This window comes from Pantoea eucrina (assembly GCF_001691555.1).
Taxonomy (GTDB): Bacteria; Pseudomonadota; Gammaproteobacteria; order Enterobacterales; family Enterobacteriaceae; genus Pantoea; species Pantoea borealis.
This window is the reverse complement of the sequence record NZ_MAYN01000004.1, coordinates 101,095-123,971: the sequence shown is the minus strand read 5'-3', so window position 1 is coordinate 123,971 and position 22,877 is coordinate 101,095. Positions and strand designations below refer to the sequence as shown.

22 protein-coding genes are annotated in these 22,877 nt (G+C 55.8%); 11 read left to right on the top strand and 11 right to left on the bottom strand.

The window, feature by feature from the left end:
• The first annotated feature begins 3 nt into the window (after positions 1–3).
• A complete protein-coding gene (locus BBA90_RS03000; protein ID WP_065647860.1) occupies positions 4–1,137 on the top strand; it encodes an ROK family transcriptional regulator in 1,134 nt (377 codons plus the stop codon).
• Between the two features lie 71 nt (positions 1,138–1,208).
• Positions 1,209–2,198: a LacI family DNA-binding transcriptional regulator gene (locus tag BBA90_RS02995; protein WP_065647859.1), complete on the top strand. Its 990-nt coding sequence runs from the start codon at positions 1,209–1,211 to the stop codon at positions 2,196–2,198.
• A gap of 40 nt (positions 2,199–2,238) precedes the next feature.
• On the opposite strand, the gene BBA90_RS02990 is transcribed toward BBA90_RS02995, so the two are convergent.
• Together BBA90_RS02990 and BBA90_RS02985 are read right to left on the bottom strand one after the other, a co-directional pair.
• The gene (locus tag BBA90_RS02990) at positions 2,239–3,276 is read right to left on the bottom strand and encodes an acyltransferase family protein (protein WP_065647858.1); all 1,038 of its coding nucleotides are present in this window, start codon (positions 3,274–3,276) and stop codon (positions 2,239–2,241) included.
• A 242-nt stretch (positions 3,277–3,518) separates the two neighbouring features.
• Positions 3,519–4,595, bottom strand: a complete 1,077-nt coding sequence (locus BBA90_RS02985; RefSeq protein ID WP_240484877.1) for an EpsG family protein — start codon at positions 4,593–4,595, stop codon at positions 3,519–3,521.
• A 316-nt stretch (positions 4,596–4,911) separates the two neighbouring features.
• On the opposite strand from BBA90_RS02985, the gene BBA90_RS02980 reads away from it, so the two are divergent.
• Positions 4,912–5,829 carry an alpha/beta hydrolase gene (locus BBA90_RS02980; RefSeq protein ID WP_065647856.1) on the top strand — a complete coding sequence of 306 codons (918 nt, stop codon included), beginning with the start codon at positions 4,912–4,914 and terminating at the stop codon, positions 5,827–5,829.
• Between the two features lie 39 nt (positions 5,830–5,868).
• On the opposite strand, the gene BBA90_RS02975 is transcribed toward BBA90_RS02980, so the two are convergent.
• Positions 5,869–6,864 carry an acyltransferase gene (locus BBA90_RS02975; protein ID WP_065647855.1) on the bottom strand — a complete coding sequence of 332 codons (996 nt, stop codon included), beginning with the start codon at positions 6,862–6,864 and terminating at the stop codon, positions 5,869–5,871.
• 203 nt (positions 6,865–7,067) lie between these two features.
• Between BBA90_RS02975 and glyQ the strand changes: the two genes are divergently transcribed.
• Together glyQ and glyS are read left to right on the top strand one after the other, a co-directional pair.
• On the top strand, positions 7,068–7,979 hold the full coding sequence (gene glyQ, locus BBA90_RS02970; RefSeq protein WP_065647854.1) for a glycine--tRNA ligase subunit alpha: 912 nt from the start codon (positions 7,068–7,070) through the stop codon (positions 7,977–7,979).
• A gap of 9 nt (positions 7,980–7,988) precedes the next feature.
• Positions 7,989–10,058 (top strand): glycine--tRNA ligase subunit beta, encoded by a 2,070-nt coding sequence (gene glyS / locus BBA90_RS02965; RefSeq protein WP_065647853.1) that lies wholly within the window; start codon positions 7,989–7,991, stop codon positions 10,056–10,058.
• Positions 10,059–10,114: 56 nt separating this feature from the next.
• Here glyS and BBA90_RS02960 read toward each other — a convergent pair whose 3' ends face one another.
• Both BBA90_RS02960 and fdhE read right to left on the bottom strand, forming a co-directional pair.
• The gene (locus tag BBA90_RS02960) at positions 10,115–10,726 is read right to left on the bottom strand and encodes a glutathione S-transferase (protein WP_065647852.1); all 612 of its coding nucleotides are present in this window, start codon (positions 10,724–10,726) and stop codon (positions 10,115–10,117) included.
• 47 nt (positions 10,727–10,773) lie between these two features.
• Positions 10,774–11,700, bottom strand: coding sequence for a formate dehydrogenase accessory protein FdhE (gene fdhE, locus BBA90_RS02955; protein ID WP_065647851.1), 927 nt, complete (start codon positions 11,698–11,700; stop codon positions 10,774–10,776).
• A 318-nt stretch (positions 11,701–12,018) separates the two neighbouring features.
• Here fdhE and fdhD point away from each other — a divergent pair, with 318 nt between their 5' ends.
• The 3 genes from fdhD to BBA90_RS02940 all read left to right on the top strand — a co-directional run bounded on the left by fdhD (position 12,019) and on the right by BBA90_RS02940 (position 14,723).
• Complete coding sequence (gene fdhD / locus BBA90_RS02950) at positions 12,019–12,810, top strand: formate dehydrogenase accessory sulfurtransferase FdhD (RefSeq protein ID WP_065647850.1); 792 nt, start codon at positions 12,019–12,021, stop codon at positions 12,808–12,810.
• Between the two features lie 149 nt (positions 12,811–12,959).
• Complete coding sequence (sodA, locus tag BBA90_RS02945) at positions 12,960–13,577, top strand: superoxide dismutase [Mn] (protein ID WP_065647849.1); 618 nt, start codon at positions 12,960–12,962, stop codon at positions 13,575–13,577.
• Positions 13,578–13,760: 183 nt separating this feature from the next.
• Positions 13,761–14,723, top strand: coding sequence for a VirK/YbjX family protein (locus BBA90_RS02940; protein ID WP_065647848.1), 963 nt, complete (start codon positions 13,761–13,763; stop codon positions 14,721–14,723).
• 6 nt (positions 14,724–14,729) lie between these two features.
• Here the strand turns inward: BBA90_RS02940 and BBA90_RS02935 are convergent, their stop codons facing one another.
• The 5 genes from BBA90_RS02935 to BBA90_RS02915 all read right to left on the bottom strand — a co-directional run bounded on the left by BBA90_RS02935 (position 14,730) and on the right by BBA90_RS02915 (position 20,115).
• Positions 14,730–15,092 carry a YibL family ribosome-associated protein gene (locus tag BBA90_RS02935; protein WP_065647847.1) on the bottom strand — a complete coding sequence of 121 codons (363 nt, stop codon included), beginning with the start codon at positions 15,090–15,092 and terminating at the stop codon, positions 14,730–14,732.
• Positions 15,093–15,181: 89 nt separating this feature from the next.
• Positions 15,182–15,727 (bottom strand): mannitol operon repressor MtlR, encoded by a 546-nt coding sequence (gene mtlR / locus BBA90_RS02930; protein ID WP_206099886.1) that lies wholly within the window; start codon positions 15,725–15,727, stop codon positions 15,182–15,184.
• A gap of 63 nt (positions 15,728–15,790) precedes the next feature.
• Positions 15,791–16,939, bottom strand: coding sequence for a mannitol-1-phosphate 5-dehydrogenase (gene mtlD / locus BBA90_RS02925; protein ID WP_065647846.1), 1,149 nt, complete (start codon positions 16,937–16,939; stop codon positions 15,791–15,793).
• A gap of 93 nt (positions 16,940–17,032) precedes the next feature.
• The gene (locus BBA90_RS02920) at positions 17,033–18,967 is read right to left on the bottom strand and encodes a PTS mannitol transporter subunit IICBA (RefSeq protein ID WP_065647845.1); all 1,935 of its coding nucleotides are present in this window, start codon (positions 18,965–18,967) and stop codon (positions 17,033–17,035) included.
• Positions 18,968–19,398: 431 nt separating this feature from the next.
• Positions 19,399–20,115, bottom strand: a complete 717-nt coding sequence (locus BBA90_RS02915) for a DUF3053 domain-containing protein (RefSeq protein ID WP_065647844.1) — start codon at positions 20,113–20,115, stop codon at positions 19,399–19,401.
• A gap of 711 nt (positions 20,116–20,826) precedes the next feature.
• Between BBA90_RS02915 and BBA90_RS02910 the strand changes: the two genes are divergently transcribed.
• Complete coding sequence (locus BBA90_RS02910) at positions 20,827–21,123, top strand: HTH-type transcriptional regulator (RefSeq protein ID WP_039381633.1); 297 nt, start codon at positions 20,827–20,829, stop codon at positions 21,121–21,123.
• Positions 21,124–21,164: 41 nt separating this feature from the next.
• Here BBA90_RS02910 and BBA90_RS02905 read toward each other — a convergent pair whose 3' ends face one another.
• Positions 21,165–21,758 (bottom strand): HD domain-containing protein, encoded by a 594-nt coding sequence (locus tag BBA90_RS02905; protein ID WP_065647843.1) that lies wholly within the window; start codon positions 21,756–21,758, stop codon positions 21,165–21,167.
• A gap of 60 nt (positions 21,759–21,818) precedes the next feature.
• On the opposite strand from BBA90_RS02905, the gene BBA90_RS02900 reads away from it, so the two are divergent.
• Together BBA90_RS02900 and BBA90_RS02895 are read left to right on the top strand one after the other, a co-directional pair.
• Complete coding sequence (locus BBA90_RS02900) at positions 21,819–22,283, top strand: MarR family winged helix-turn-helix transcriptional regulator (RefSeq protein ID WP_065647842.1); 465 nt, start codon at positions 21,819–21,821, stop codon at positions 22,281–22,283.
• A gap of 73 nt (positions 22,284–22,356) precedes the next feature.
• Positions 22,357–22,785 carry an organic hydroperoxide resistance protein gene (locus tag BBA90_RS02895; RefSeq protein WP_065647841.1) on the top strand — a complete coding sequence of 143 codons (429 nt, stop codon included), beginning with the start codon at positions 22,357–22,359 and terminating at the stop codon, positions 22,783–22,785.
• Positions 22,786–22,877: the final 92 nt, after the last annotated feature.

Genomic DNA, 22,877 nt, shown 5'->3' with positions numbered 1-22,877 from the left:
GCCATGAAAGCAGGCGGTAAAGGACCAGCGGTACTTCGACTGAATAATATGAAGCGGGTCATGACGCAGCTGCGTTCCACCCGTGTCACCTCCCGTCAGGACATTGCCCGGGCGCTGGATCTGAGCAAAAACACGGTTTCACTGATTATTGATGACCTGCTGGCGCAGGGGCTGGTCCGCGAGCTGGGGCCGGTCAGCGTAGCGGCCGCAGGGCGGCCCAAAATAGAGATCGCCCTGCGGCCGGAAAAACTAAAAAGCGCTGGCATCATGGTGGCGCGGCAGACGATTCACTGGCAGGTACGCGATTATTTCTCACAGGTCATTGCGGAACAGACGTGGCGCACCGAAACGGCCGTACCAGAGCGGCTGCTGCAGGAGCTGGCCGAAGTGTGTCAGACATTATGTGCTGCGCATCCGGAGCTGACAGGGATTGCCATTGGTCTGCCGGGCATCATTGATTCACAGCGCGGCTTTGTACACTTCTCTGCGCCACTGGGCTGGGAGAACGTGGCGGTGCTGGCGCCGCTGCAACGCTGCGTCCGCCTGCCGCTGCAGGTGCTCAACAACGTCAAGGCTGCCGCACTGCTCTCTGTACAGCAGCTGCAGCTCAGTAAGACGCAGAGCCATTTTTATCTGCGTATCGCTGAGGGCGTGGGCGGGGCGCTGATCGATCGTGGCGCGCTGTTTACCGGCAGCAGCTGGACCGCCGGAGAAATCGGTCATCTGCGGGTGCAGCGCGAGGGCCTGCTCTGCAGCTGTGGTCGCCGGGGGTGTCTTGAGACCCTGATTAGCCAACCCGCCATTCAGCAGCAGCTGAGCAAACGCAAGCCGGGTTTGCGCTGGCAGCAGGGCGAGAGTGACCCTTTACTTTTCAATCCGCTGATGAGCGAAGCAGGCGGGCATCTGGGGTTTGCGCTGAGTCAGGTTATGCAGCTGGTCAACCCGGCCTGTATTATTATTGATGCGCCGTGGAACAGCGCATCTGTTTTCAGGGATGCTGTAAAGCAGACGATGCAGGCCAGTACGCTGGCGTTCACTCACGCGCATACTACCCTCCATTTTCTGTCGCAGCGTCTTGAGCCGGCCCAGGGGCTGGCACTGGCTGTTATTGCGCAGTATGAACAGGCAGATTATTAACCCCGTGCACCACCTTCTTTGCCACATTGCTGACAGATCAGGCTAAGCCACCCCTTGTTACGGAACGCATCATGAAAACGCAGCGCATCACGCTGGATGATATTGCCACGCTGGCAGGCGTGACCAAAATGACGGTGAGCCGCTTTCTGCGCACTCCGGAAAAAGTGAAACCCGCCACCGCCGGGCGCATTGCGGCAGTGATCACTGAAATCGGGTACGAGGCAGAAAGAGAGAGTCCGGTTGCGCCGCGCGCACCGCGCATCGGCGTGCTGATCCCCTCTTTCTATAATCAGATTTTTGCAGATGTGCTGGCGGGAGTGGAGTCGGTGGCGCATACGCAGGGCTATCAGACGCTGGTGGTCAGTTATGACTACGATTTACAGCGCGAAGAGGAGCAGATTGCCACCGTGCTTGCTCTGGGTGTCAAAGGCCTGATACTGACCGGAACGGTACATACGCTGCGGGCTGAAAAATATCTGCAGGCCGCAAGCGTGCCGGTGGCTGAAGTGATGGGGCTGGGCACAGCGCCCGGGCGAATCAATGTGGGCTTCGATAATTATCGCGCCGGGTTTGAGATGACCCGCCTGCTGCTGAAGAGCGGCAAGCAGCACATTATCTATTTTGGCGCCATGTCCGATCACCGGGACGAGCAGCGCTACGCGGGCTACCGTGACGCAATGCTGCAGGCGCAGCGACCCGCGGGGCGTATTGTGCCAAAGCGCATCTCTTCTGTTTCCGCCGGTAATGAAATGATGGCGCAGGCGCGCCAGCGCTATCCGCAAATGGACGCTATTTTCTGCACTAACGACGATCTGGCCGTTGGCGTACTGCAGGCGTGTCATCAGGCCGGCATCGCCGTACCGCAGACGCTGGCGATAGCCGATTTTCACGGGCTTGATATCGGTCAGGTCACAACACCGGGGCTGGCCAGCGTGATCACGCCACGCTTTGAGATGGGCAAAATTGCCACGGAAAGGATATTGCAGCAGAGCAGTGGTCAGCCATCAGCGGCAGAGCAGGTGGAGCTGGCTTTCCGGCTGACCCGGGGACAAACCATCTGAACCGATGCAGGCCACCCGGGGGTGGCCTGCGCAGGCTGATTTAGTCGCGGGCAGCGGCCGGCGGCACGATAGAAGGCGGCGTATGATGCGCCCGTTTCAGGAAACGGCTTTCCAGCAGGGTCCATGAGGTCCACGCCAGTGCCAGAGTCATGACGATGGTCAGCAGCAGGCCGGCAAAGGCGTTAGCGCTGAACACACCAAAATGCTGCAGTACCTGAATAATTGGCCAGTGATAGAGGTACATGCCATACGAAAGATCGCCAAACTGGCTGATTTTTATCTCACGGCACAGGCTGGTACAGCAGAAAATCACCACTGAAGAGAACGCAACCGGCTCAATGATAAATGCATACTCGCTGCGTTTGCACAGCAGCCACGCCGCCATCGATACCAGCGTAATCATCTTCAGCCGATCAAAAGCGGGCTTGTGTACCGCCAGCAGGCTGCCAAAGAAGAAGTACGAGGAGAGGGCGACAAACTGCTTCGCCAGGGTATCTGCTTTGGGACCGCTATAGACAGAAGTAAAATAGAAGAACCAGGCGCAGGAAACGAGGAAGATCACGCCCCAGACTTTCAGCGGATTACGCTTCATCAGCGGAACGATAAAGGGCAACAGCACGTAGAGCGTCAGTTCTGCTTTAATGGTCCAGAGTGAGCCATCCATCGGCTGATTCGGGTTATCAGTAAACACCCCCGGCAGCGAAGCCTGAATAAAATTCAGAAAGGTAAAGTTTGCCACCAAATACTTAATCGTTTCACGATGTTTCAGGAAATCCATCAGCGGCAGCGTAGTCAGGCACAGGCCAATCGTAAAACACATCAGGATTACAAATATATAAGCGGGCAGAATACGCTGGGCACGCTTAATAAAATAGGAGTTCAGTGAGCGGCTTCTTAAGTAACTTTTTGCAATAAGAAATCCGCTTATTGCAAAAAATCCTTTCACAGCAAAATCGCTATTCAGATAGTGTGCAAGGAAACGAATGTCAGCATTCCTGGTGACTTCAGCTGAGTGAACCAGCAAAACGATAAAGGCGAGCGAAAGCCTGACAATATCAAAATTATTTTTTTCGTTCATATCAGTGTTCTTTTTAATGAAATGACAACGCGCTGTAACACTAATTAAAGCGCCTGTACCGGATGGTGTTCTGATTAAAAGCGTCTGGATCTGCCGTGGCAGACGTAAACTATTAGAGTTTTAAATGATAGAAAAATCAAGTGATGTATAAGGCCGGCATGATATTCAGAATTTCCCTGGTAGAGCGGAAAGGAAAGGGGATAAATTAAAAACGCTAACCGGTGGGTTAGCGTTTTTAACGATTAACGGAACAGCTGGAAGCTGCGTGAGACCTCATAGCCGACGATCGATTGCTTACTGGCCATGGTGTTGTAGTAGAGGTAGTAGAGCACCATCAGCACGGTTATCGCTACGGCAATCACCTTTCGCAGCTTTTTGGTTTCCCAGATGCAGAGCGAGATCAGCACGGGCTCAACCTGCAGCAGGTAGTTTGCCAGGCGGCCGCCAGAAGCATAGTCCTGCAGCGCCATACGCAGGCCACTGCCGATGGCGAACGTAATCGCCAGAATATAGTAAGTGTTAAATTTTGCCGGATCGGCGTTTCTGATCTTATCGCTCAGCAGCATATAGCTGAAGATAAAGACAAAACCAATGTTCTTCAGGTTAGAGAGCGTCAGAATACCCTGCTCCTGGCGCGACTCCGCATCGGCATAGCCCATGGCCCTGTCGCCGAGTGAACCCAGATGGCTGGAGAGTGCGGTAATCAGCGCCGAGCTTCCCATAAATGCCAGCGGCAGGCTGATAACAACGATCGCAATCGGCACATATTTGTTTTTGCGGATAATCATCGCCATCGGAATAAGCAGCGCGACAACAGCCGTTGCGTGGCAGAAAAACGACAGCAGAAACGTGGTCACCATACCCGATTTACTGCGACGCGACATATGCCAGATAAAGCCGAGCAGAAACGCCGAGCAGAGACCAAAGCGGATCTGGTTCATGTCTTTGTTGATAAACAGGTGCGCCGAGTAGACGGCCAGCGCGACCAGCGGCAGCGGCGTCAGCTTGCGGAAATAGTGCGCGTTAACGCATACCGCGATGAAGGCGATAACAAAGATAAAGATGTCAGCATTGGCCGTAAAAACGCGCGTTGCACCAGCAATCGCATAAATAGCAGGCTCATAGCGAAACTCGACCACGGCGCGCCAGAATCCCTCGATAATAATTTTATCGAGAAACTGTGCATAGAAGTCGCGATACTGGAAGTCATCAAGGCCGGTTCCCAGGCCACGGATGCCGCCAAAAGTAAAAAGTACTACAACAGCAATAAAATAAAGCCACGTCCTGATATGTGCTGTGTTTTCATTTTTACTTAACATGATTTCGACAATAGCGACGAAAGTCAGGCTAAGACTTATGATCCAGTAAATTCCCATGGTCACAGATTCTTATAGTTTAAAATGCACTTATAACATAGGGCTATGTTTTGGTAAACATGAGAAAAGTCTAATTTTTCCTGGCCCGGTATTTTATCAGATTACTGCCGGGATTATTATTCATCCGCTTTCTGCTATTTTCAAATTCTGCCGCTGATATTTTTCCTTTTCAGAGAGTTGCCGAGCCTCAGTCGTAAAGAAAAGGCAGAGCGCAGGGCAGGTTTGTGATTGTTTTTATTAATAATATGGAGCCAGAAGAATGATTTTTTTTCGCCTGATAAGCGCGTTTTTACTGCTTTATCTTCCACTGGCCTTTGCCGCTAAGGAAATTCCTATCTGGCCAGGCGAAAACATGACGCAAAATAAATTTATTAATTTCAGTAAAAATCCTGCTGATAATAATCGAGCCGTCACACAGGTTAATTCGCCGGAAATGATTTATGTGCCGCCAGCGGGAAAAAATAATCACACAGCCGTGCTTATCATTCCCGGTGGGGGGTTTTCTTATATTATGAAAGATCTTGAGGGCCTTAATATCGCCACAGTATTAAGCCGTCAGGGTTATTCGTCATTTGTTCTTCTGTATCGCATGCCACACGACGGAACTGCACAGCATCGCCTGGCGGCTTTTGCCGATGCGCAGCGGGCACTGCGGCTTATCCGGGCCAGCGCCCCGCACTACCATATTGCTGCTGACCGTATTGGCGTAATGGGTTTCTCAGCGGGGGCTTATCTGGCCGCGAATCTCAGTAACGATCCTGATGGTGATAACTATCCGGCACAGGATGCGCAGGACAGCGTTTCAGCACGTCCTGATTTCACCGCGCTTATTTACCCGGTACTCTCCCTTAAGGATGGCGTAACGCATCCGGGCACGCGTGCCGCGATGTATGGCAAAACCATCAGCCCGCAAACCATCATGCAGCAGTCGCAGGAAGCGCGCGTCAGTGCGCATACGCCGCCAACGTTTCTCGTCCAGGCGCTGAATGACGGCACGGCTTCACCGCAGAATACGCTGCTGATGTTTGCGGCGCTGCGCGAGCACAAAGTGAAAACAGAACTGCATCTGTTCCAGCAGGGCGGGCACGGTTTTGGCACCGGACAAAAACTGAAGCTGCCGGTACGAAACTGGCTGACGCTGTTTCATGACTGGCAGAGCCACCTGGCTGACCGGTAAAAGCGGGCATGCGCGCGCCTGGCCTACCGGTCAGCGCTTTCAGCTGACCAGCTGTCGCGTATCGATACGTTTCAGCAGCATCGCCAGCAGCAGACTTCCCAGCAGCGTCACGCCAAAGACCCACGGCAGGTCGAGCCAGGGTCGTGACATATCGTCATAATGGTGAGTGCGCAGATAGTGAATAAATAGCGCGTGAAAGCCATATACCGGCAGCGAATAGCGTGAAATGGTTGCCAGCAGCGGCAGCGGCCGCTGGTTCAGGCTGTTTTTAAACAGGACCAGCAGGCTGATGGCCGCGATAAAGACCAGCGGCCCGCAGTAAAGATACCAGGTGTCGTTAAAGGCGCCGTTGATTTTCAGCAGCTGTTTTGTTCCCAGTGCGATGCCCAGCACGCAGGCGATAAACACGCTACCCGCCAGCCAGCTGATCCGCCGGCCGCCTGTTTCCATACAGCCGATAGCGCGTCCGAGCAGGGCGTACAACAGGTAATAGAAGCTGTCGCCACTGACATAGAGATTGACCGGCAGCCAGCGAAAGGATCCCACTGACTGACTGACCGTATTCGGGTTGGCCACCACTGCCAGCACCACCACCAGCAGCGCCACGTAGCGTTTCTGTACCGTTTTGACCTGTATCAGCGGCGAAAGCAGGTAGATGCCGATAATCGCAAAGAAGAACCACAGATGATAGAACACCGGCTTCTGCAGCAGCTTCATAATGGAACGGCCTTCACTGATCGGCGTCAGCCAGGTGATATACGCCAGCGCAACCGCGCTGTAGAACAGCAGGCAAAGCACAATGCGTATCAGGTGCCGCGTCTGCGCGCTGCGCTCGCCAAAAAACAGGTAGCCTGAAATCATAAAGAACAGCGGCACGCAGACGCGTGAGGCAGCGTTCATCAGGTTGGTCACATCCCAGGTGATGCCGGTGACCGCCATCGGCCCGGTGATATACCAGGTCGTGGTATGGATCACGATCACCATCAGGCAGGCGACCGCGCGTAAGTTGTCGATCCAGCTAATTTTTTGCGGCATGGGATCCTCGCGTACAGATGGTGCGTGGAAGGGTAGCCGCTGTACCGCCACTCAACAATATCTGACGCCGTAATTCAGAGCCCTCTGTGCGGCCAGCGCGCGCGCGACCCGCACAGCCTCAGGATTTCCGGCTGCACATTGCCCGGTCAAAGGGTATACTGTCGAACTCTTTTTAATTCACCCGTATCCCGTGCGAATTCAACATGCAAAAGTTTGATACCAAGACCTTTCAGGGCCTGATCCTGACCTTGCAGGATTACTGGGCGCGCCAGGGCTGCACCATTGTCCAGCCGCTGGACATGGAAGTGGGCGCCGGCACCTCACACCCCATGACCTGCCTGCGCGCTATCGGCCCGGAGCCGATGGCCAGCGCCTACGTGCAGCCTTCACGTCGTCCGACCGACGGACGCTATGGTGAAAACCCTAATCGCCTGCAGCACTACTATCAGTTCCAGGTGGTGATTAAGCCTAACCCGGACAATCTTCAGGAGCTCTACCTCGGATCGCTGAAAGAGCTGGGTATCGATCCCACTGTCCACGATATTCGTTTCGTTGAAGATAACTGGGAGAACCCGACGCTGGGTGCCTGGGGCCTCGGCTGGGAAGTGTGGCTCAACGGCATGGAAGTGACGCAGTTTACTTACTTCCAGCAGGTTGGTGGCCTGGAGTGCAAGCCGGTCACGGGTGAGATCACCTATGGCCTGGAGCGTCTGGCAATGTATATCCAGGGCGTGGACAGCGTCTACGATCTCACCTGGAGCGACGGTGCCTTTGGCAAGACCACCTACGGCGATGTGTTTCACCAGAACGAGGTGGAGCAGTCGACCTATAACTTCGAGTATGCCGACGTCAGTTTCCTGTTCAGCTGCTTTGAGCAGTATGAAAAAGAGGCGCAGCAGCTGCTGGCGCTGGAGAAGCCGCTGCCGCTGCCAGCCTACGAGCGTATTCTGAAAGCGGCACACAGCTTTAACCTGCTCGACGCGCGCAAGGCGATCTCCGTTACTGAACGCCAGCGCTATATTCTGCGTATTCGCACCCTGACGAAAGCTGTGGCGGAAGCCTACTATGCGTCACGCGAGGCGCTGGGTTTCCCGATGTGCAACCGTAATAAGTAAGAGGCAGCCATGACCGATAAAACTTTCCTGGTGGAAATTGGCACCGAAGAGTTGCCTCCGAAAGCCCTGCGCAGCCTGGCAGAAGCCTTTGCAGCACACTTTACTGCCGAGCTGGACAGCGCTGGCCTGACGCACGGCGAAGTCAGCTGGTTTGCTGCCCCGCGCCGTCTGGCGCTGAAAGTGGCGGCACTGGCGGCGGCACAGCCCGATCGTGAGATTGAAAAGCGCGGCCCCGCTGTCGCAGCGGCGTTTGACGCTGCAGGTAATCCGACGAAAGCAGCAGAAGGCTGGGCACGCGGCAACGGCATTACTGTTGATCAGGCTGAACGCCTGAGCACTGACAAAGGCGAATGGCTGGTGCATCGCGCTGCGGTGAAGGGTGAGCAGGCCAGCGCGCTGCTGCCGGCAATGGTCACGACCGCACTGAGCAAGCTGCCGATCCCTAAACTGATGCGCTGGGGCGCCAGTGACGTCCAGTTTGTGCGCCCGGTGCATACCGTGACGCTGCTGCTCGGAGAGGAACTGATCCCGGCGACTATTCTGGGCGTGCAGTCAGCGCGCACCGTTCGCGGTCACCGCTTTATGGGTGAGCCAGAATTTACGCTGGAGCACGCCGATCACTATCCGCAGCAGCTGCTGGCGCGCGGCAAGGTGATGGCTGATTACGCTGAACGTAAAGCGAAAATCAAGGCGGATGCGGAAGCGGCCGCACAGCAGCTGGGCGGCATCGCCGATCTCAGCGACAGCCTGCTGGAAGAGGTGGCTTCGCTGGTGGAATGGCCGGTGGTGCTGACCGCAACGTTTGAAGAGAAGTTCCTGGCAGTGCCGGCGGAAGCGCTGGTCTATACCATGAAAGGCGATCAGAAATATTTCCCGGTCTACAGCCCGGAAGGAAAACTGCTGCCGAACTTCATCTTCGTGACCAACATTGAGTCAGGCGATCCGCAGCAGATCGTGGCCGGTAATGAAAAAGTTGTGCGTCCCCGTCTGGCGGACGCGGAGTTCTTCTTCAACAGCGATCGCAAAAAGCGTCTGGAAGATAACCTGCCGCGTCTGGAGACGGTGCTGTTCCAGAAAGAGCTGGGCACGCTGCGTGATAAGACCGACCGCATTCAGGCGCTGGCAGGCTGGATTGCCGCGCAGATTGGTGCAGATGTGGATCACGCAACCCGCGCCGGCCTGCTCTCCAAGTGCGACCTGATGACCAACATGGTGTTTGAATTTACCGACACCCAGGGCGTCATGGGTATGCACTACGCCCGTCATGACGGAGAAGCGGAGGATGTGGCGGTAGCGCTCAATGAGCAGTATCAGCCGCGCTTTGCCGGGGATGCACTGCCCTCTAACCCGGTGGCCTGTGCCGTCGCGATTGCAGACAAAATGGATACGCTGGCGGGCATTTTTGGTATCGGTCAGCATCCGAAAGGCGACAAAGACCCCTTTGCGCTGCGCCGCGCCGCGTTAGGCGTGCTGCGTATTATCGTCGAGAAGAATCTGCCGCTTGATCTGCAGAGCCTGACCGAAGAAGCCGTGCGTCTCTATGGCAGTAAACTGAGCAATGCGAAAGTGGTTGATGAGGTGATCGACTTCATGCTGGGCCGTTTCCGTACCTGGTATCAGGAAGAGGGCCACAGCGTCGATACCATTCAGGCGGTGCTGGCACGTCGTCCGACCCGCCCGGCAGATTTCGATGCGCGCATGAAAGCGGTATCGCACTTCCGCACGCTGGAGGCCTCGGCAGCACTGGCGGCGGCTAACAAGCGCGTATCAAACATTCTGGCGAAAGCCAGCGATCTGCTGAACGACAGCGTGCAGGCGTCATTGCTGAAAGAGAACGCTGAGATCCAGCTGGCGACCTTTGTCACCGCGCTGGGCGACAAGCTGCAGCCTTATTTTGCAGAGGGCCGCTATCAGGATGCGCTGGTGGAGCTGGCACAGCTGCGTGAGGCGGTGGATAACTTCTTCGATAACGTTATGGTTAACGCAGAAGATGATGCCGTGCGCGTGAACCGTCTGACGCTGCTGGCACAGCTGCGTCAGCTGTTCCTGCAGGTGGCAGACATTTCCCTGCTGCAGTAAGCAGCAGCAGGCTGCGGTAGCGAAAGGGACGAGCAATCGTCCCTTTTTTATTGCCGTTAACCTGCCGGCGGCACGGTACGCGCAAAGCTCTCACGCTGAAACAGGGTTTCCGCCAGCCTGACCAGCGCCGGACGGTTTACACACCAGTTAGGCAGGACGCGGCGGAAATTCAGATAGCCAATCATGCAGCCGGTCGCGATATCCGCCAGATTCAGGGTGCCGGTATTGAGCAGCTCCGCCTGTGCCGCAGCGGCCTCCAGCGCATCCAGGCCGCGCTGAATTTTTTCGCGGTTGCGCAGCAGCACCTCTTCAGACTGCTGCGTGCCGGGCCGCATTTGCTCCCGGACAATGGTCACAGCCGCGTCGTTAATGCCATCAGCCAGCTTTGCCAGCTGACGTATCTGCAGCGCGCGCAGCGCGTCATCAGGCAGCAGCGCTGGCGCGTCATTACGCAGTTCAATAACCTGAGCAATGACAGAAGAGTCGTACCAGGTTAATCCGCGCTCATCTATCAGGGCTGGCACCTTTCCCAGCGGATTGTAGTGCGGCACCTGACTGTCTTCAGCCCACGGCGTGTGGTTGATAAACTCAAACACAATGCCTTTTTCCAGCAGAATCACTGAAATTTTGCGCACGAACGGGCTGGTATAGCTGCCTATCAGTTTCATCAAAGCCTCCGTGTAAAACGCGGTACGTAACGGTTGCGCCCGGCCAGCTACTCGCCAGGGAGCATAAATGGGTTCAGGCTGCTGCGGGCAAAGCCTTCCTGCTCCATGCGCGCATCCAGCACCAGCGACGCAAGGTCATCGGCAACAGGCTCAACCGCCGGATCTCTCGCCTGGCAGAGCAGCTTCATATAGGTGCCGCAGTCGCCGCAGCTTTCTGCATTCACGGCAGCCTGATGATTATCGAGCGACCAGAGGTGCAGATCGCGCGTCTGCTCGCAGTTGCAGCAGCGGTCACTGGCGACGTGCCACTCACTTTCGCACAGGTTACAGTGCAGGTAGCGCACGCCTTCCTGCGCCATATCCATATGCACCAGGCCGGTGACCGGAACGCTGCCGCAGACCGGGCAGAACTGCCGGTGATCGCCCTGTTCCGTCCGCACCTTGCCGGGTATCATGGCGGCCATCTGCGCCCAGTAAAGCGACAGCGCTGCCCAGACGAAAGGAGATTTATCGCTGCTGACCCGGCTAAATTCACCCGCCAGCAGCGCGCTGGCAAGTGTCTCCAGCTCGCTGGCGGACGATTTTTCCAGATTTTCCAGCACCGCCAGCGCCTGGCCACTCATCTCCGGCTTGAGTTCCGCAATCAGTGAATGCAGCAGCAGCTGCCAGTGACGATCGCGTGGATAGTGGCGAATATCAAGCGGCGGCTCATTCCGCTGCGCGCTTTCTGCAAGGCGCGGATGCAGATCGAGCCGCAGCGGATGGTCGTACAGCACGATCTCCTGCGCCTGAGCGATAACCGCAGCAAAGCGCAGATAGTCGCCCAGCGGATTTTTTGCCGCCAGATGGCGCAGGCGTGCGGCGCGACGGCTATAGAGATTTTTCAGCCGGGGAAACAGCAGCGACGGGATCTGTTCCGCTGTCTGCGGTTCGCGTGCTTCCGGCTGATTCTGCGGAATAATGCGAATACTCATCAGGGACCACCTGTTTTTTCTGGCGATAACGCTGCCAACAATGAAAGCAGCACGACTACGCTGATGATAGCAGCCTGACACTCAGGCGGCTGCCTGACAGACGATTAACTGCCGGTAACGGCAGCCAGCCGGGCAGGTGACTCTGCTGCTGCCGGACGCCCAGCACATAAGTTGAAGAAAAATTTTCGGCTGACGTTCATGCTCAGCATCTGAACCGGCAGCCGGTATACCCTCCAGGCCGTGAGGCCCGCCGCTTTCTGATGGGTGCAATAAGAGAAAGATAACGTGACAGCAAAACAGCAGGCAGGTGAGCAACCTGTGAAAACGATCGCCGGTGTAAGCCAGGCTGAAGTGTGGCAGCGCCAGACGCCCGAAACGGCCGAAACCGACTGGCTGGCGCAGGAAGTGCCGGTAGCGCTGGTCTATAACGGCATTTCACACGTGGTAATGATGGCGACGCCCGATAACCTTGAGGCATTTGCGCTGGGCTTCTCGCTATCTGAAGGAATTATTGAACAACCGGCTGAGATTTACGGTATCGATGTGGTGCCGGGCTGCAACGGCATCGAGGTGCAGATTGAGCTTGCCAGCCGCCGGTTTATGGCGCTAAAAGCGCAGCGCCGGTCGATGGCGGGGCGAACCGGCTGCGGCGTCTGTGGCGTTGAGCAGCTGGAGCAGATTGGTAAACCGCTCCAGCCGCTGCCCTTTACCCAGACGTTTGACCTCGCTTTGCTGGACGGCGCACTGGCCCGGCTGCGTGATTATCAGCCCGCGGGCAATCTTACCGGCTGTACGCACGCTGCTGCCTGGCTCTCATCCGAGGGATTACTGCCGGGCGGTTGTGAAGATGTGGGACGGCACGTTGCACTGGATAAGCTGCTGGGTTTGCGCAGTCAGCAGCGATGGCAGCAGGGGGCGGTGCTGGTTTCCAGCCGCGCCAGCTACGAGATGGTGCAGAAATCCGCCATGTGTGGCGTGGAAATTCTGTTTGCGGTCTCGGCAGCCACCCAGCTGGCGGTAGAAGTTGCGCAGCGCAGTAATCTGACGCTGGTGGGCTTCAGCAAACCGGGGCGGGCAACGATCTATACCCATCCGCAGCGGCTGCGGTAGCCGTTTCAGGCCGCTGCGCCACAAACCCTTATCGTTTCTACGGCATTGATAACCCTTTTATGGATCATGATTTTAACTATAATGATCCCACTGCTTACGCGGCACACTGGTAAGGTGATGCTGCAAAACATTAAATGGAGAGGAAGAACATGAGTTATTCACTGCCATCCCTGCCGTACGCCTACGACGCACTGGAACCGCACTTCGACAAGCAGACGATGGAAATCCATCACACCAAACACCACCAGACCTACGTAAACAACGCTAACGCAGCGCTGGAAGGTACCGAATTCGCCGATCTGCCGGTTGATGAGCTGATTACCAAACTGGATCAGCTGCCAGCAGACAAAAAAGGCCCGCTGCGTAATAACGCCGGTGGCCACGCTAACCACAGCCTGTTCTGGAAAGGTCTGAAGACCGGCACCACGCTGCAGGGCGATCTGAAAGCGGCTATCGAAAAAGATTTCGGCAGCGTTGAAAACTTCCAGGAAGCGTTTGAAAAAGCCGCTGCTACCCGTTTTGGTTCCGGCTGGGCATGGCTGGTTAAGCAGGGTGATAAGCTGGCCGTGGTCTCTACCGCTAACCAGGACAACCCGCTGATGGGCGAAGCGATCGCCGGTGCGTCTGGCTATCCTATTCTGGGCCTGGACGTCTGGGAGCACGCTTACTACCTGAAGTATCAGAACAAGCGTCCGGACTACATCAAAGCGTTCTGGAACGTAGTGAACTGGGACGAAGCGGCAGCACGTTTTGCTGCAGCAAAATAATCAGCGCTGATTTCTGCGTTATAAACCGGTGCATGTCACCGGTTTTTTTTGTCTGCATAACGGCAACCTAAACCCCGGCTAAACAGCAAACCGTTTCATTCTGACGGGGCGGGGTCATTAACGAATCGTTGAAGCGGCTGTGCTTAACATTGCAGCAGGTTTTTTCGAGACGTTAAGCTCCTTATGACAACAATTACACACACTGAACCGGGCGATCTCACTTCGTCAGCGCTGTTTTTTCCGCTGATCAGCGGCAAACTGCGCCCTGATAATCTCTGGCACAGCGGCCGCTTTCGTACCAAATTTGCGTTGCGATCGGCGCTCTATCCGCTCACGACGCTGACCTATCTGCAGCAGTTAGCACAGCTGCCGTTTTTGCCGCAGCTGATGGCCAGCCAGGGCCTGCTGCCTGCCAAGCCGCATCGTCCCTATCTCTGTTCACGGTTTAGCGTGGCGCAGCGCGCACGCGCCATTGTGCAGCACTACCAGCATGTTGCGCAGCTCACGAATCCCGATCTGCGTCAGATGATGCTGAACCCGGCCGGTACGCCTGTTGCCCGGCTCAGCGGCAGAAATGAAGAGCAGTTTACGATTGCCTGCAGCTCCGGCTATTACGATCGCGAAGGTGAGCTGACGCTGACGCTGCACTATCAGGATATGCTGCTGGCCTCGCTCTCATTCTCGCTGATTGGCGAGCCGCAGCGGCGCACACTGTTTATTGGCGGACTGCAGGGGCCGCGCAAGCATATTCCGTCGGAAGCGATCCGCGAAGCGACTAAAGCGGCGCACGGTCTGTTTCCCAAGCGCGTGCTAATGGAAGCGCTGTTTCTGCTGGCGGAGGCGTGTGGCGCAGAAGCGATAGCCGCCGTCGGCGACACCACGCATGTGTTCCGCAGCCTGCGCTATCGGCACAGTAAAGGGGATAAGTTTTTTGCCAGCTACAGTGAGTTCTGGCTGTCGCTGGGCGGCGAGGAGCGAGCCGATGGCTGCTTTACGCTGCCGCGGCAGATGGAGCGCAAAGCGCTGGAGGAGATAGCCAGTAAAAAACGCGCCGAATATCGCCGGCGCTACACGCTGCTCGATAGCCTGAAAGAGCAGGTTCAGCAGGCCGCCGGCTGCGCTCACCGCGCAAACCGTGCAGCCTGAACAGCTTCAGAACGGCTGTTTTGCGTAGCCGGTCATGACTTTCAGACCCATTTCACGTCCCAGCGCGGTCATCGGATGCACTACCACCAGGCCGCGCACGCTTTTCTTCAGCGCACCCATGTTGGCCTGCTCTTTTTTCGTGATTTCACGGCTGAATGGCAGCTGCTGCAGCTGCTGTGCTTCTTTGCTCAGCTTTTCATCACGCACGCCGCGCAGACGTTCAATCTCCTGCACCAGCGTCTCTTTCTCTTTCAGCAGCGCGCCCAGCTTTTCAGCGTCACCCGCTTCCAGCAGCTGGGGCTCTTTGCGGTTCAGTGCGTCCAGCTGATCGCTGAGGCGTTTGATCTCGGCTTTGACTTGTTCTTTCATTGGAAAAACTCATTAAGGAAAACAGGGAAAGGATACATTAATTTATGCCGGGCGGGCAGTATGACTGTTCGATACACCGCTGCCTGACGTCAGACAGCGGGCTTTTTAAATGCCTGCTTGTGCGAAATACGTGAAATAAGTTCGGTCAGAGAGAGCACCATGGTGGATCGCACCATCTGCAGATAACGCTGCTGCTGCATAATGCGCAGCGCCTCATCATCGCGGATGAAGTCGGGTTTTGGCGGCCAGGCGACCACGCAGTGCAGTTCATTAAACGGGCCCAGCACTTCATCATCGGTAAAGCGATAGTCGCTGGCGTCGTGATTCAGCTCTTCGCGTAGCGTCAGCAGCAGTTCGCAATCCTCATACTCCTGACGCGTAATCACGCCAAGCCCGTAAACAAGCTTAAGCCGGACCGACAGCTCGCCCAGCGGGCCATCTCCCAGCAGCAGCGGCTCAACGGCGTACCTTACGGCATAATCATCTTTGCGAAAGACCTGCAGCACCAGCAGATTAACCGCTTCTGCCAGCAGTTCAACTGCAGCAATCAGAAAGCTTCTCACCGAACGACCGGCGTTCAGGCGCTCAAGCACCTGGTTTTCAAAAGCCTGCTTCTCTTCCATCATTGCCTGCATCGTTCAGCTACCATCTGCGGGCGCAACGTGGTTGCGCCCGGTTTGCTCACCAGAGGGCGCGCATTATGCCATAGCGTCGTAAGCGCTCACCACAGCCTGTACTGCCTTGCTCTCCGGCTCCAGTCCGGAAATGTTTACCAGCGCGCCCGCTACGCCCTGTTCCGCGATCAGCGTGGCCAGCTCCTGCGCCTGCGGATCGGCATCGCTGCGATAGTGCATTGCGGCCGCGATCCCCTGCACCAGATTACCGTGCGGCAGCTGATATTCCAGCGTACCGAGCAGCGGTTTAACCAGACGATCGCCCGCGCTCAGCTTGCGCAGCGGCTGACGTCCCACACGCTCGACGTCATCTTTCAGGTAAGGGTTTTCAAAGCGGGTAAGGATTTTGCTGATGTACGCCGCATGTTTTTCTGCATCAAAACCGTAGCGCCTGATCAGAACGGCGCCGCTCTCCTGCATGGCCCCCTCAACCACCGCGCGAATGCGGCTATCCAGGATCGCATCGCGAATGGTCGCATGACCCGCCAGTTTGCCCAGATAAGCGGTAATGGCGTGACCGGTGTTAAGCGTAAAGAGTTTGCGTTCAACAAACGCCATCAGGTTGTCTGTCAGCTCCATGCCCGGGATCGCCGGTAGCGTGCCTTTAAACTGCGTTTTATCAACAATCCATTCGCTGAAGGTCTCAACGGTCACTTCCAGCGGATCGCTGCTGCCGGCTTCAGAAGGGGGAACAATGCGATCCACCGCGGAATCAACAAAGCCGACGTGCGCTTCTGCCCAGGCGTGGTGCTGCGCCGGCAGCGCCTTCAGGACATGCTGTTTTAGCTGACTGGTGCCACGCACCATATTTTCGCAGGCGATGATATTGAGCGGCTGCGTATTTCCCTGGTCGTGACGTGCGATCAGACCCTGTGCCACACTGCCGGCAATACGCTCAAGGATCTGCGGTCCGACGGCGGTAGTGACCAGATCGACTTCAGCGATCAGCGCGATGATGTCATCGCTGGTGCTGTTAACGGCGCTGACGCCGGTGACCGTTTCCGTTTTTGCCTGTTCGCCAACAACATGAACCGGATAGGCGTGACGGGCGTTGAGGGCGTCCAGGACGACCTGATTGACGTCAGCAAAGATCAGCTCAATACCGGCATCTGCCAGCAGTTTGCCGATAAATCCGCGACCAATATTGCCTGCTCCAAAATGTAACGCTTTCATAAAATTGACCCATCTCAAATAGCGAAAGGGCGGGCATTTCCGCCCCGAAAACAGGGCGGGCCTGCCCGCCCCGGGGAAAAAACTGCTGGCTGATTACGCTTTTACGCCGCTGCCTGAGAGCAGATCCAGCACTTCCTGCACGCTGCGGGTCTGCGCCAGCCGTTCAATCACGCTGTCATCATCCAGCGCGTTGGTCAGGCTGGTGATCACCTGAATGTGCTCATTGTTGCGGGCCGCAATGCCGATTACCAGGCGTGCAACCTCATCCGGCTCATCGCCAAACTGTACGCCTGCCGGATACTGACAGAACACTACGCCTGTTTTCAGCACGCGATCTTTCGCTTCTACCGTACCGTGCGGAACCGCAATCGACTCACCCAGATACGTTGGCGTCAGCTTTTCACGCGCCAGCATCGCTTCAACGTATTCTGGCTGGACATAGCCGCCTTTTACCAGCTGCTCACCGGCAAAGCGGATCGCCTGCTCTTTGTTGCTGGCGGTCAGGTCGAGGAATACGTTATCAGTACCGAGCTTAAACAGGTGCGTATTCTCATTATCAAAGCTGTCTCCCAGCGTTGTCTGCACCGTTTCGCGATGCGTCACGCTGCGGTTTACCGTCACCAGACGCTCGGTCAGGTTGGTGTAGAGCGCGCTATCAAGGAAGTTATTCAGCGAGATATGCTGTGCCTGAGGTGCCTGTCGCATTGCCCGCTCTGTGAGATCGCGGTGCGTGATCACCAGATCAACATCACCCGGCAGCGCGTTAATCGCGCTGTTCGTCACCGAGACACTGGTGAGGCCCGCATCCTGAACTTTTTTGCGCAGCACGCCGGCACCCATAGCGCTGGAGCCCATACCGGCGTCACAGGCAACGATGATTTTACGCACGTGGCTTACGTCTACGCTGTTAGCGTCGGCCACAACCGGCGCGCCTGCAACCGGCTGACCTTTCGACTGCGCTTTCATGTCACGCATACGCTGGGTGGCCGCTTCAATATCATCCTCTTCTTTGACTTTGCTGGTTTTCAGCAGAATGGAAGAGACAACAAAAGAGACGGCAAATGCGGCCACGATAGCGGCAACGTTAGCAAAATAGGCGCCTTTCGGCGTCATCGCCAGCACGGCCAGAATGGAACCTGGTGAAGCCGGCGAAACCAGACCGCCATTGAGCAGCGTCAGCGTAAATACGCCGGTCATACCGCCCAGGATCACCGCCAGCAGCAGACGCGGTGCCATCAGCACATACGGGAAGTAAATTTCGTGGATACCACCCAGGAAGTGGATAATGGCTGCACCCCCCGCTGACTGTTTAGCGCTGCCGCGACCAAAGATCATGTAGGCAACCAGCACGCCCATGCCCGGGCCTGGGTTGGCTTCAATCAGGAAAAAGATCGATTTACCTGCTTCGCTCGCCTGCTGAATACCCAGCGGCGAGAAAATGCCGTGGTTAATAGCGTTGTTAAGGAACAGGATTTTTGCGGGTTCAACAAAAATAGAGGTCAGCGGCAGCAGGTTGTTCTGCACCATCAGGTTGACCCCGGCGGCGAGAATGTGCGACAGCCCCTGCACCAGCGGACCAATCGCCAGGAACGCCAGCAGCGCCAGCAGCATACCGATGATGCCGGCGGAGAAGTTATTCACCAGCATTTCGAAACCGCTTTTGATCTTGCCGTCAACGGCCCGGTCAAACGCGCGAATTGCCCAGCCGCCCAGCGGTCCGGCAAGCATAGCGCCGAGGAACATCGGCATATCAGCACCGACAATGACGCCCATGGTTGTAATCGCACCGACAACGCCACCGCGATCGCCGCCAACCAGACGGCCGCCGGTAAAGCCGATCAGCAGCGGCAGCAGATAGGTGATCATCGGACCGACGAGCTTCGCCAGCGTTTCGTTCGGGATCCACCCGGTTGGAATAAACAGCGCGGTGATGATACCCCATGCGATAAACGCACCGATGTTAGGCATCACCATATTACTCAGAAAGCGACCAAAGCTCTGCACTCTGACCTTGACTGATGAGGACATAAACCCACCCCTTATTGAGACGCGCTGCAACAGGAGCGCGCATTTGTTTTTGTTGAGACGTTACGGCGGGGGCCGCGGCATTACTGTATGCAGGCGGACTCTAGCACTAGTTAAGGGGCGTGCGTAGCGTCCTGAATTAGTGTGATCTATATCACGCAAAAATGGGGTGGGCAGGGGGGTGTAACGTGATTTGCATCACACAAAAGCGGCTTAAAAAAACAGCAGTGCCGGAAAATTGCGCAAAAAAGCGGCCTTTTTGTGATAAGACTCACCTTTTAGCGATGAGGTTTTATTACAAAAGTGTGATTCCAGTCACAAACAATTTCTGGTCATAATTGCGCCAGATCACAGGCGGGCAGATAAAGCGGCAGACCGTTATAAAGCGAAGCGCAGCAAGAATCGGGCAGTGGTGATACTGCCCGAGCCCAGCGTTATTGCCAGGAACCCTGTACGGCATTTTGCGCCTGCGTAAGCGCCTGCGCGTTTGCTGACAGCTCGCTCATGAGCGCATTGTACTGGGTGGCCTGATCCTGCGTCGGGAACTGTACGCCGCCATCATTAAAACTGACACGCGTTCCCTGCGATTGCAGATAGTCACCGGTCTGTACTGCGCTCTGGCTCAGCGCCTGCAGCTTAGGCAGCAGCGGGATCAGCGTACCTGCCGGCTGGGTAACCACTTTCGCGTAGGCTGCGTCATACGACTTTTTCAAATCGTCGGGCTGTTTAAGCGTGGCCTTGCTGCTGTCGGCCTGCATTTTCGCGCTCTGGATCTGCTGAGTCAGAACGCTGAGATTACCGCTGACCTGGCGCAGGGTATCGCGGCGGGTCAGATAATCCTGCGGAACGCGAATTGCAGCCAGCTCATCGACAACCGGACGCATTCCCTGTTCCGTGGCCTGGCTCACCTGCTGAGAAAAGCCATACAGAATGGCATAGTCGCTGGCATAGTTACCGAAGGTCTGCTTCTGATTCTCACTCAGCGCCGGCAGATGTTCACCGCTGCGCATCACGGTATTTTGCAGAAAATCGTTAAACGCTTTGCGCTGATCGCCCTCTTTGTCACCGCAGGCGGTGAGTTGTAATACAACCAGCGCGCTGGCAAGCAGCATGCCGGTACGCATCCAGATGCGGGAAGTTCCTGACGCCATGTTTCAACTCCTGTCGTGACAAAATGGCAATGTATGAATCGCTGAGAATGGTCCTAAAGAATAGTGCAATGGCCTGGCCTGCACAATGACCGAAAGATGTGCAGCGCGGCACGCTCAGGTTAGCGCACCAGCACGGCGTATTAAGGGGTCTTTCTCCGGTAAGCCGCTGCAGGGCAGCTGCCGCGTTTTATCTCCTGACCGGCAGGTAATCTGAAGGAGAACGCGCAGTAAGGCCGGCCTCATTCATCACCTTTCTTTTAATATGCATCAGACGGGTGCATGCCTGCTCTATTATTGCGCATGATCCGCGCAAAAATGCCACAGCGGTGGCGCAAAAGCCCTGCAGGATGCGGAATGTAAACCTGGCGCTATTTTTGCTCTATTCCGGGTGGGTTCAGAGTGTGACAGACAGCAAGTTTTTACCTGACAGGCACTTAAGTGTTATTGCAGGTTTTAGCCATAAGCAAGATGAAAAAATAATCAAAAAACAGGCAGCAATTCCTGGAATCTGACCCATACTAAGAAACCCGGCAATTATTGCATTGCGCTGACATGTTTTGCAGCGTCCAGCAGGCTGTGTCCCGTAACGGTTTTATAACTCTAACGTCCAAACCGCTGCGGGATGCAGCCTGATAAAGCCTGGTTTCAGCATCATTTGATGCTTACCTCTCTACTTTCACGTGCTTCATAGTGAGTTTTAAGGAGTTCTCTATGGAATTAAAAGATCCAATGGTTGAATTACTCAGCAGTCTTGAGCAAATTGTTTTGACACGTGATGCCAAGCCTTCTGTATCAGATATTGCACTTAACACGGTGTCAGTTCCCGAGCCACAGCGTTTACGTGAGATGACCGGCATGCAGGTGGATGAATTCGCCCGCGTAATGGGGGTGAGCGTCTCATCAGTGAAAAGCTGGGAAGCGCAACGCACGCGCCCCTCCGCTACGGCACGCAAATTGATGAAGTTGCTGCAGGCGAATCCCTATCTGGGACGGCAGCTGCTTGAGTAACAGAATTACCGCTTCTCCGACCCGCCTGCACGGCGGGTTTTTTATTCCAGCGTTTCAAACTTAGCCGCCTGACGGGCAAACCAGCTTTCCGGAACGTTATAGGGAGGCTGCGACAACTGCTGCAATCCCTGTTTAATATTTTGATGTGCCTGCTGCCAGAGCTGTTTATCGCCCTGCAGCAGCAGCTGAATCTGCACCTGCTTCTCAATCAGATAGACACGCGCAAAATCCGGGTCAAACTGCACTATTGCACGGGTATTATCGATAATATCTGCCAGTTTGATGGTCTGCGCGTCGGGCGAGGCGTCTGCCGTATGCCGAAAATGTGCCAGCTTGCGCGCCGCACGGTTTCTGGCCTGCGGCTGCGCGCTGTCGGTCAGCATAGCGACCAGCCCGGCCACGCGCTGGCCAAACTGCTGCTCAATATCCTGCAGCGTACTGGATGTGTCTTCTACCGTGTCGTGCAGCCAGGCAGCAGCCAGCATCTCTTCATCATCGGTGACGCTGCGCACCAGTTCAGCCACTGCCTGCGGGTGAACGATATAGGGCTCATCGGTATATTTACGCCGCTGGCCTGTAGCCGCATGAAGCTCAGTAGCAAAACGACGCGCCTGCTCCTCCAGTGAATCCTGCATCTTCACTCTCCCGTGAAAAGTAGCTTGCAATTATCTAGCGCGCTATCTATATTGGTTTGCATGAACAGTAATCAAGATGGCAAAAAAGTGAAGCGTCCGCCACTCCAGGTTGATCAGCATCTCTGTTTCGCACTCTACTCAGCCAATCTGGCGATGCATAAAGTCTATCGTCAGCAGCTGGCAGCGCTCAATATCACCTATCCGCAGTATCTGGTGATGCTGGTGCTCTGGGCGCAGGATGATGTCACGGTGTCAGAGATTGGCGAACAGCTGTTTCTTGATTCCGCTACGCTGACGCCGCTGCTTAAGCGAATGGAAACTGCCGGGCTGGTGCGCCGGCAGCGTTCACGCCAGGATGAACGCCAGGTCGTGGTGACGCTGACCGATGAGGGACGTGCGTTACAGGCGCGTGCCGCTGCGATTCCGGAAGCGGTGCAGTGTGCCACTGCCTGCGATACCGACACAATGGCAGCGCTGAAACAGCAGCTTGATATGCTGCGAACTAATCTGAACCGCGCAGGCTGACTGCGCAGGTAAGAAAGCATTAACCCCGGCGCGAATAAGTAGCGCACTATTATATAGCGAATGGAGATAAAGTATGTCTTTAGAGAAAGTAGTGTATACCGCTAAAGCAAAAGCAACCGGTGGCCGTGATGGTCGTGCAACCTCCTCTGACAACGTGCTGGACGTCAAGCTGGGCGTGCCAAAAGAGATGGGCGGTGCCGGCGGTGAGGCGACCAATCCGGAACAGCTGTTCGCTGCGGGTTATTCAGCCTGTTTCCTCGGCGCCATGAAATTTGTTGCCAGCCGCGACAAAATCGCCATGCCAAAAGAGGCGTGGATTGAAGGCGAAGTCGGCATTGGCCCGATCCCGACCGGTTTTGGCATTGAAGCTACGCTGAATATTCACCTGCCGGAGATGGATACTGCAGAAGCACAGAAGCTGGTTGATGCCGCACACATTGTGTGTCCTTACTCCAATGCCACCCGTGGCAATATCGACGTCACGCTGAATATCATCAACTAAGCCGGTACGTGATTAAAAAGGCTCCTGCGGGAGCCTTTTTTATTTGCCCGATTTTGCGCCAGACAAAAAAATCTGGTCTAACCATTGGTTAA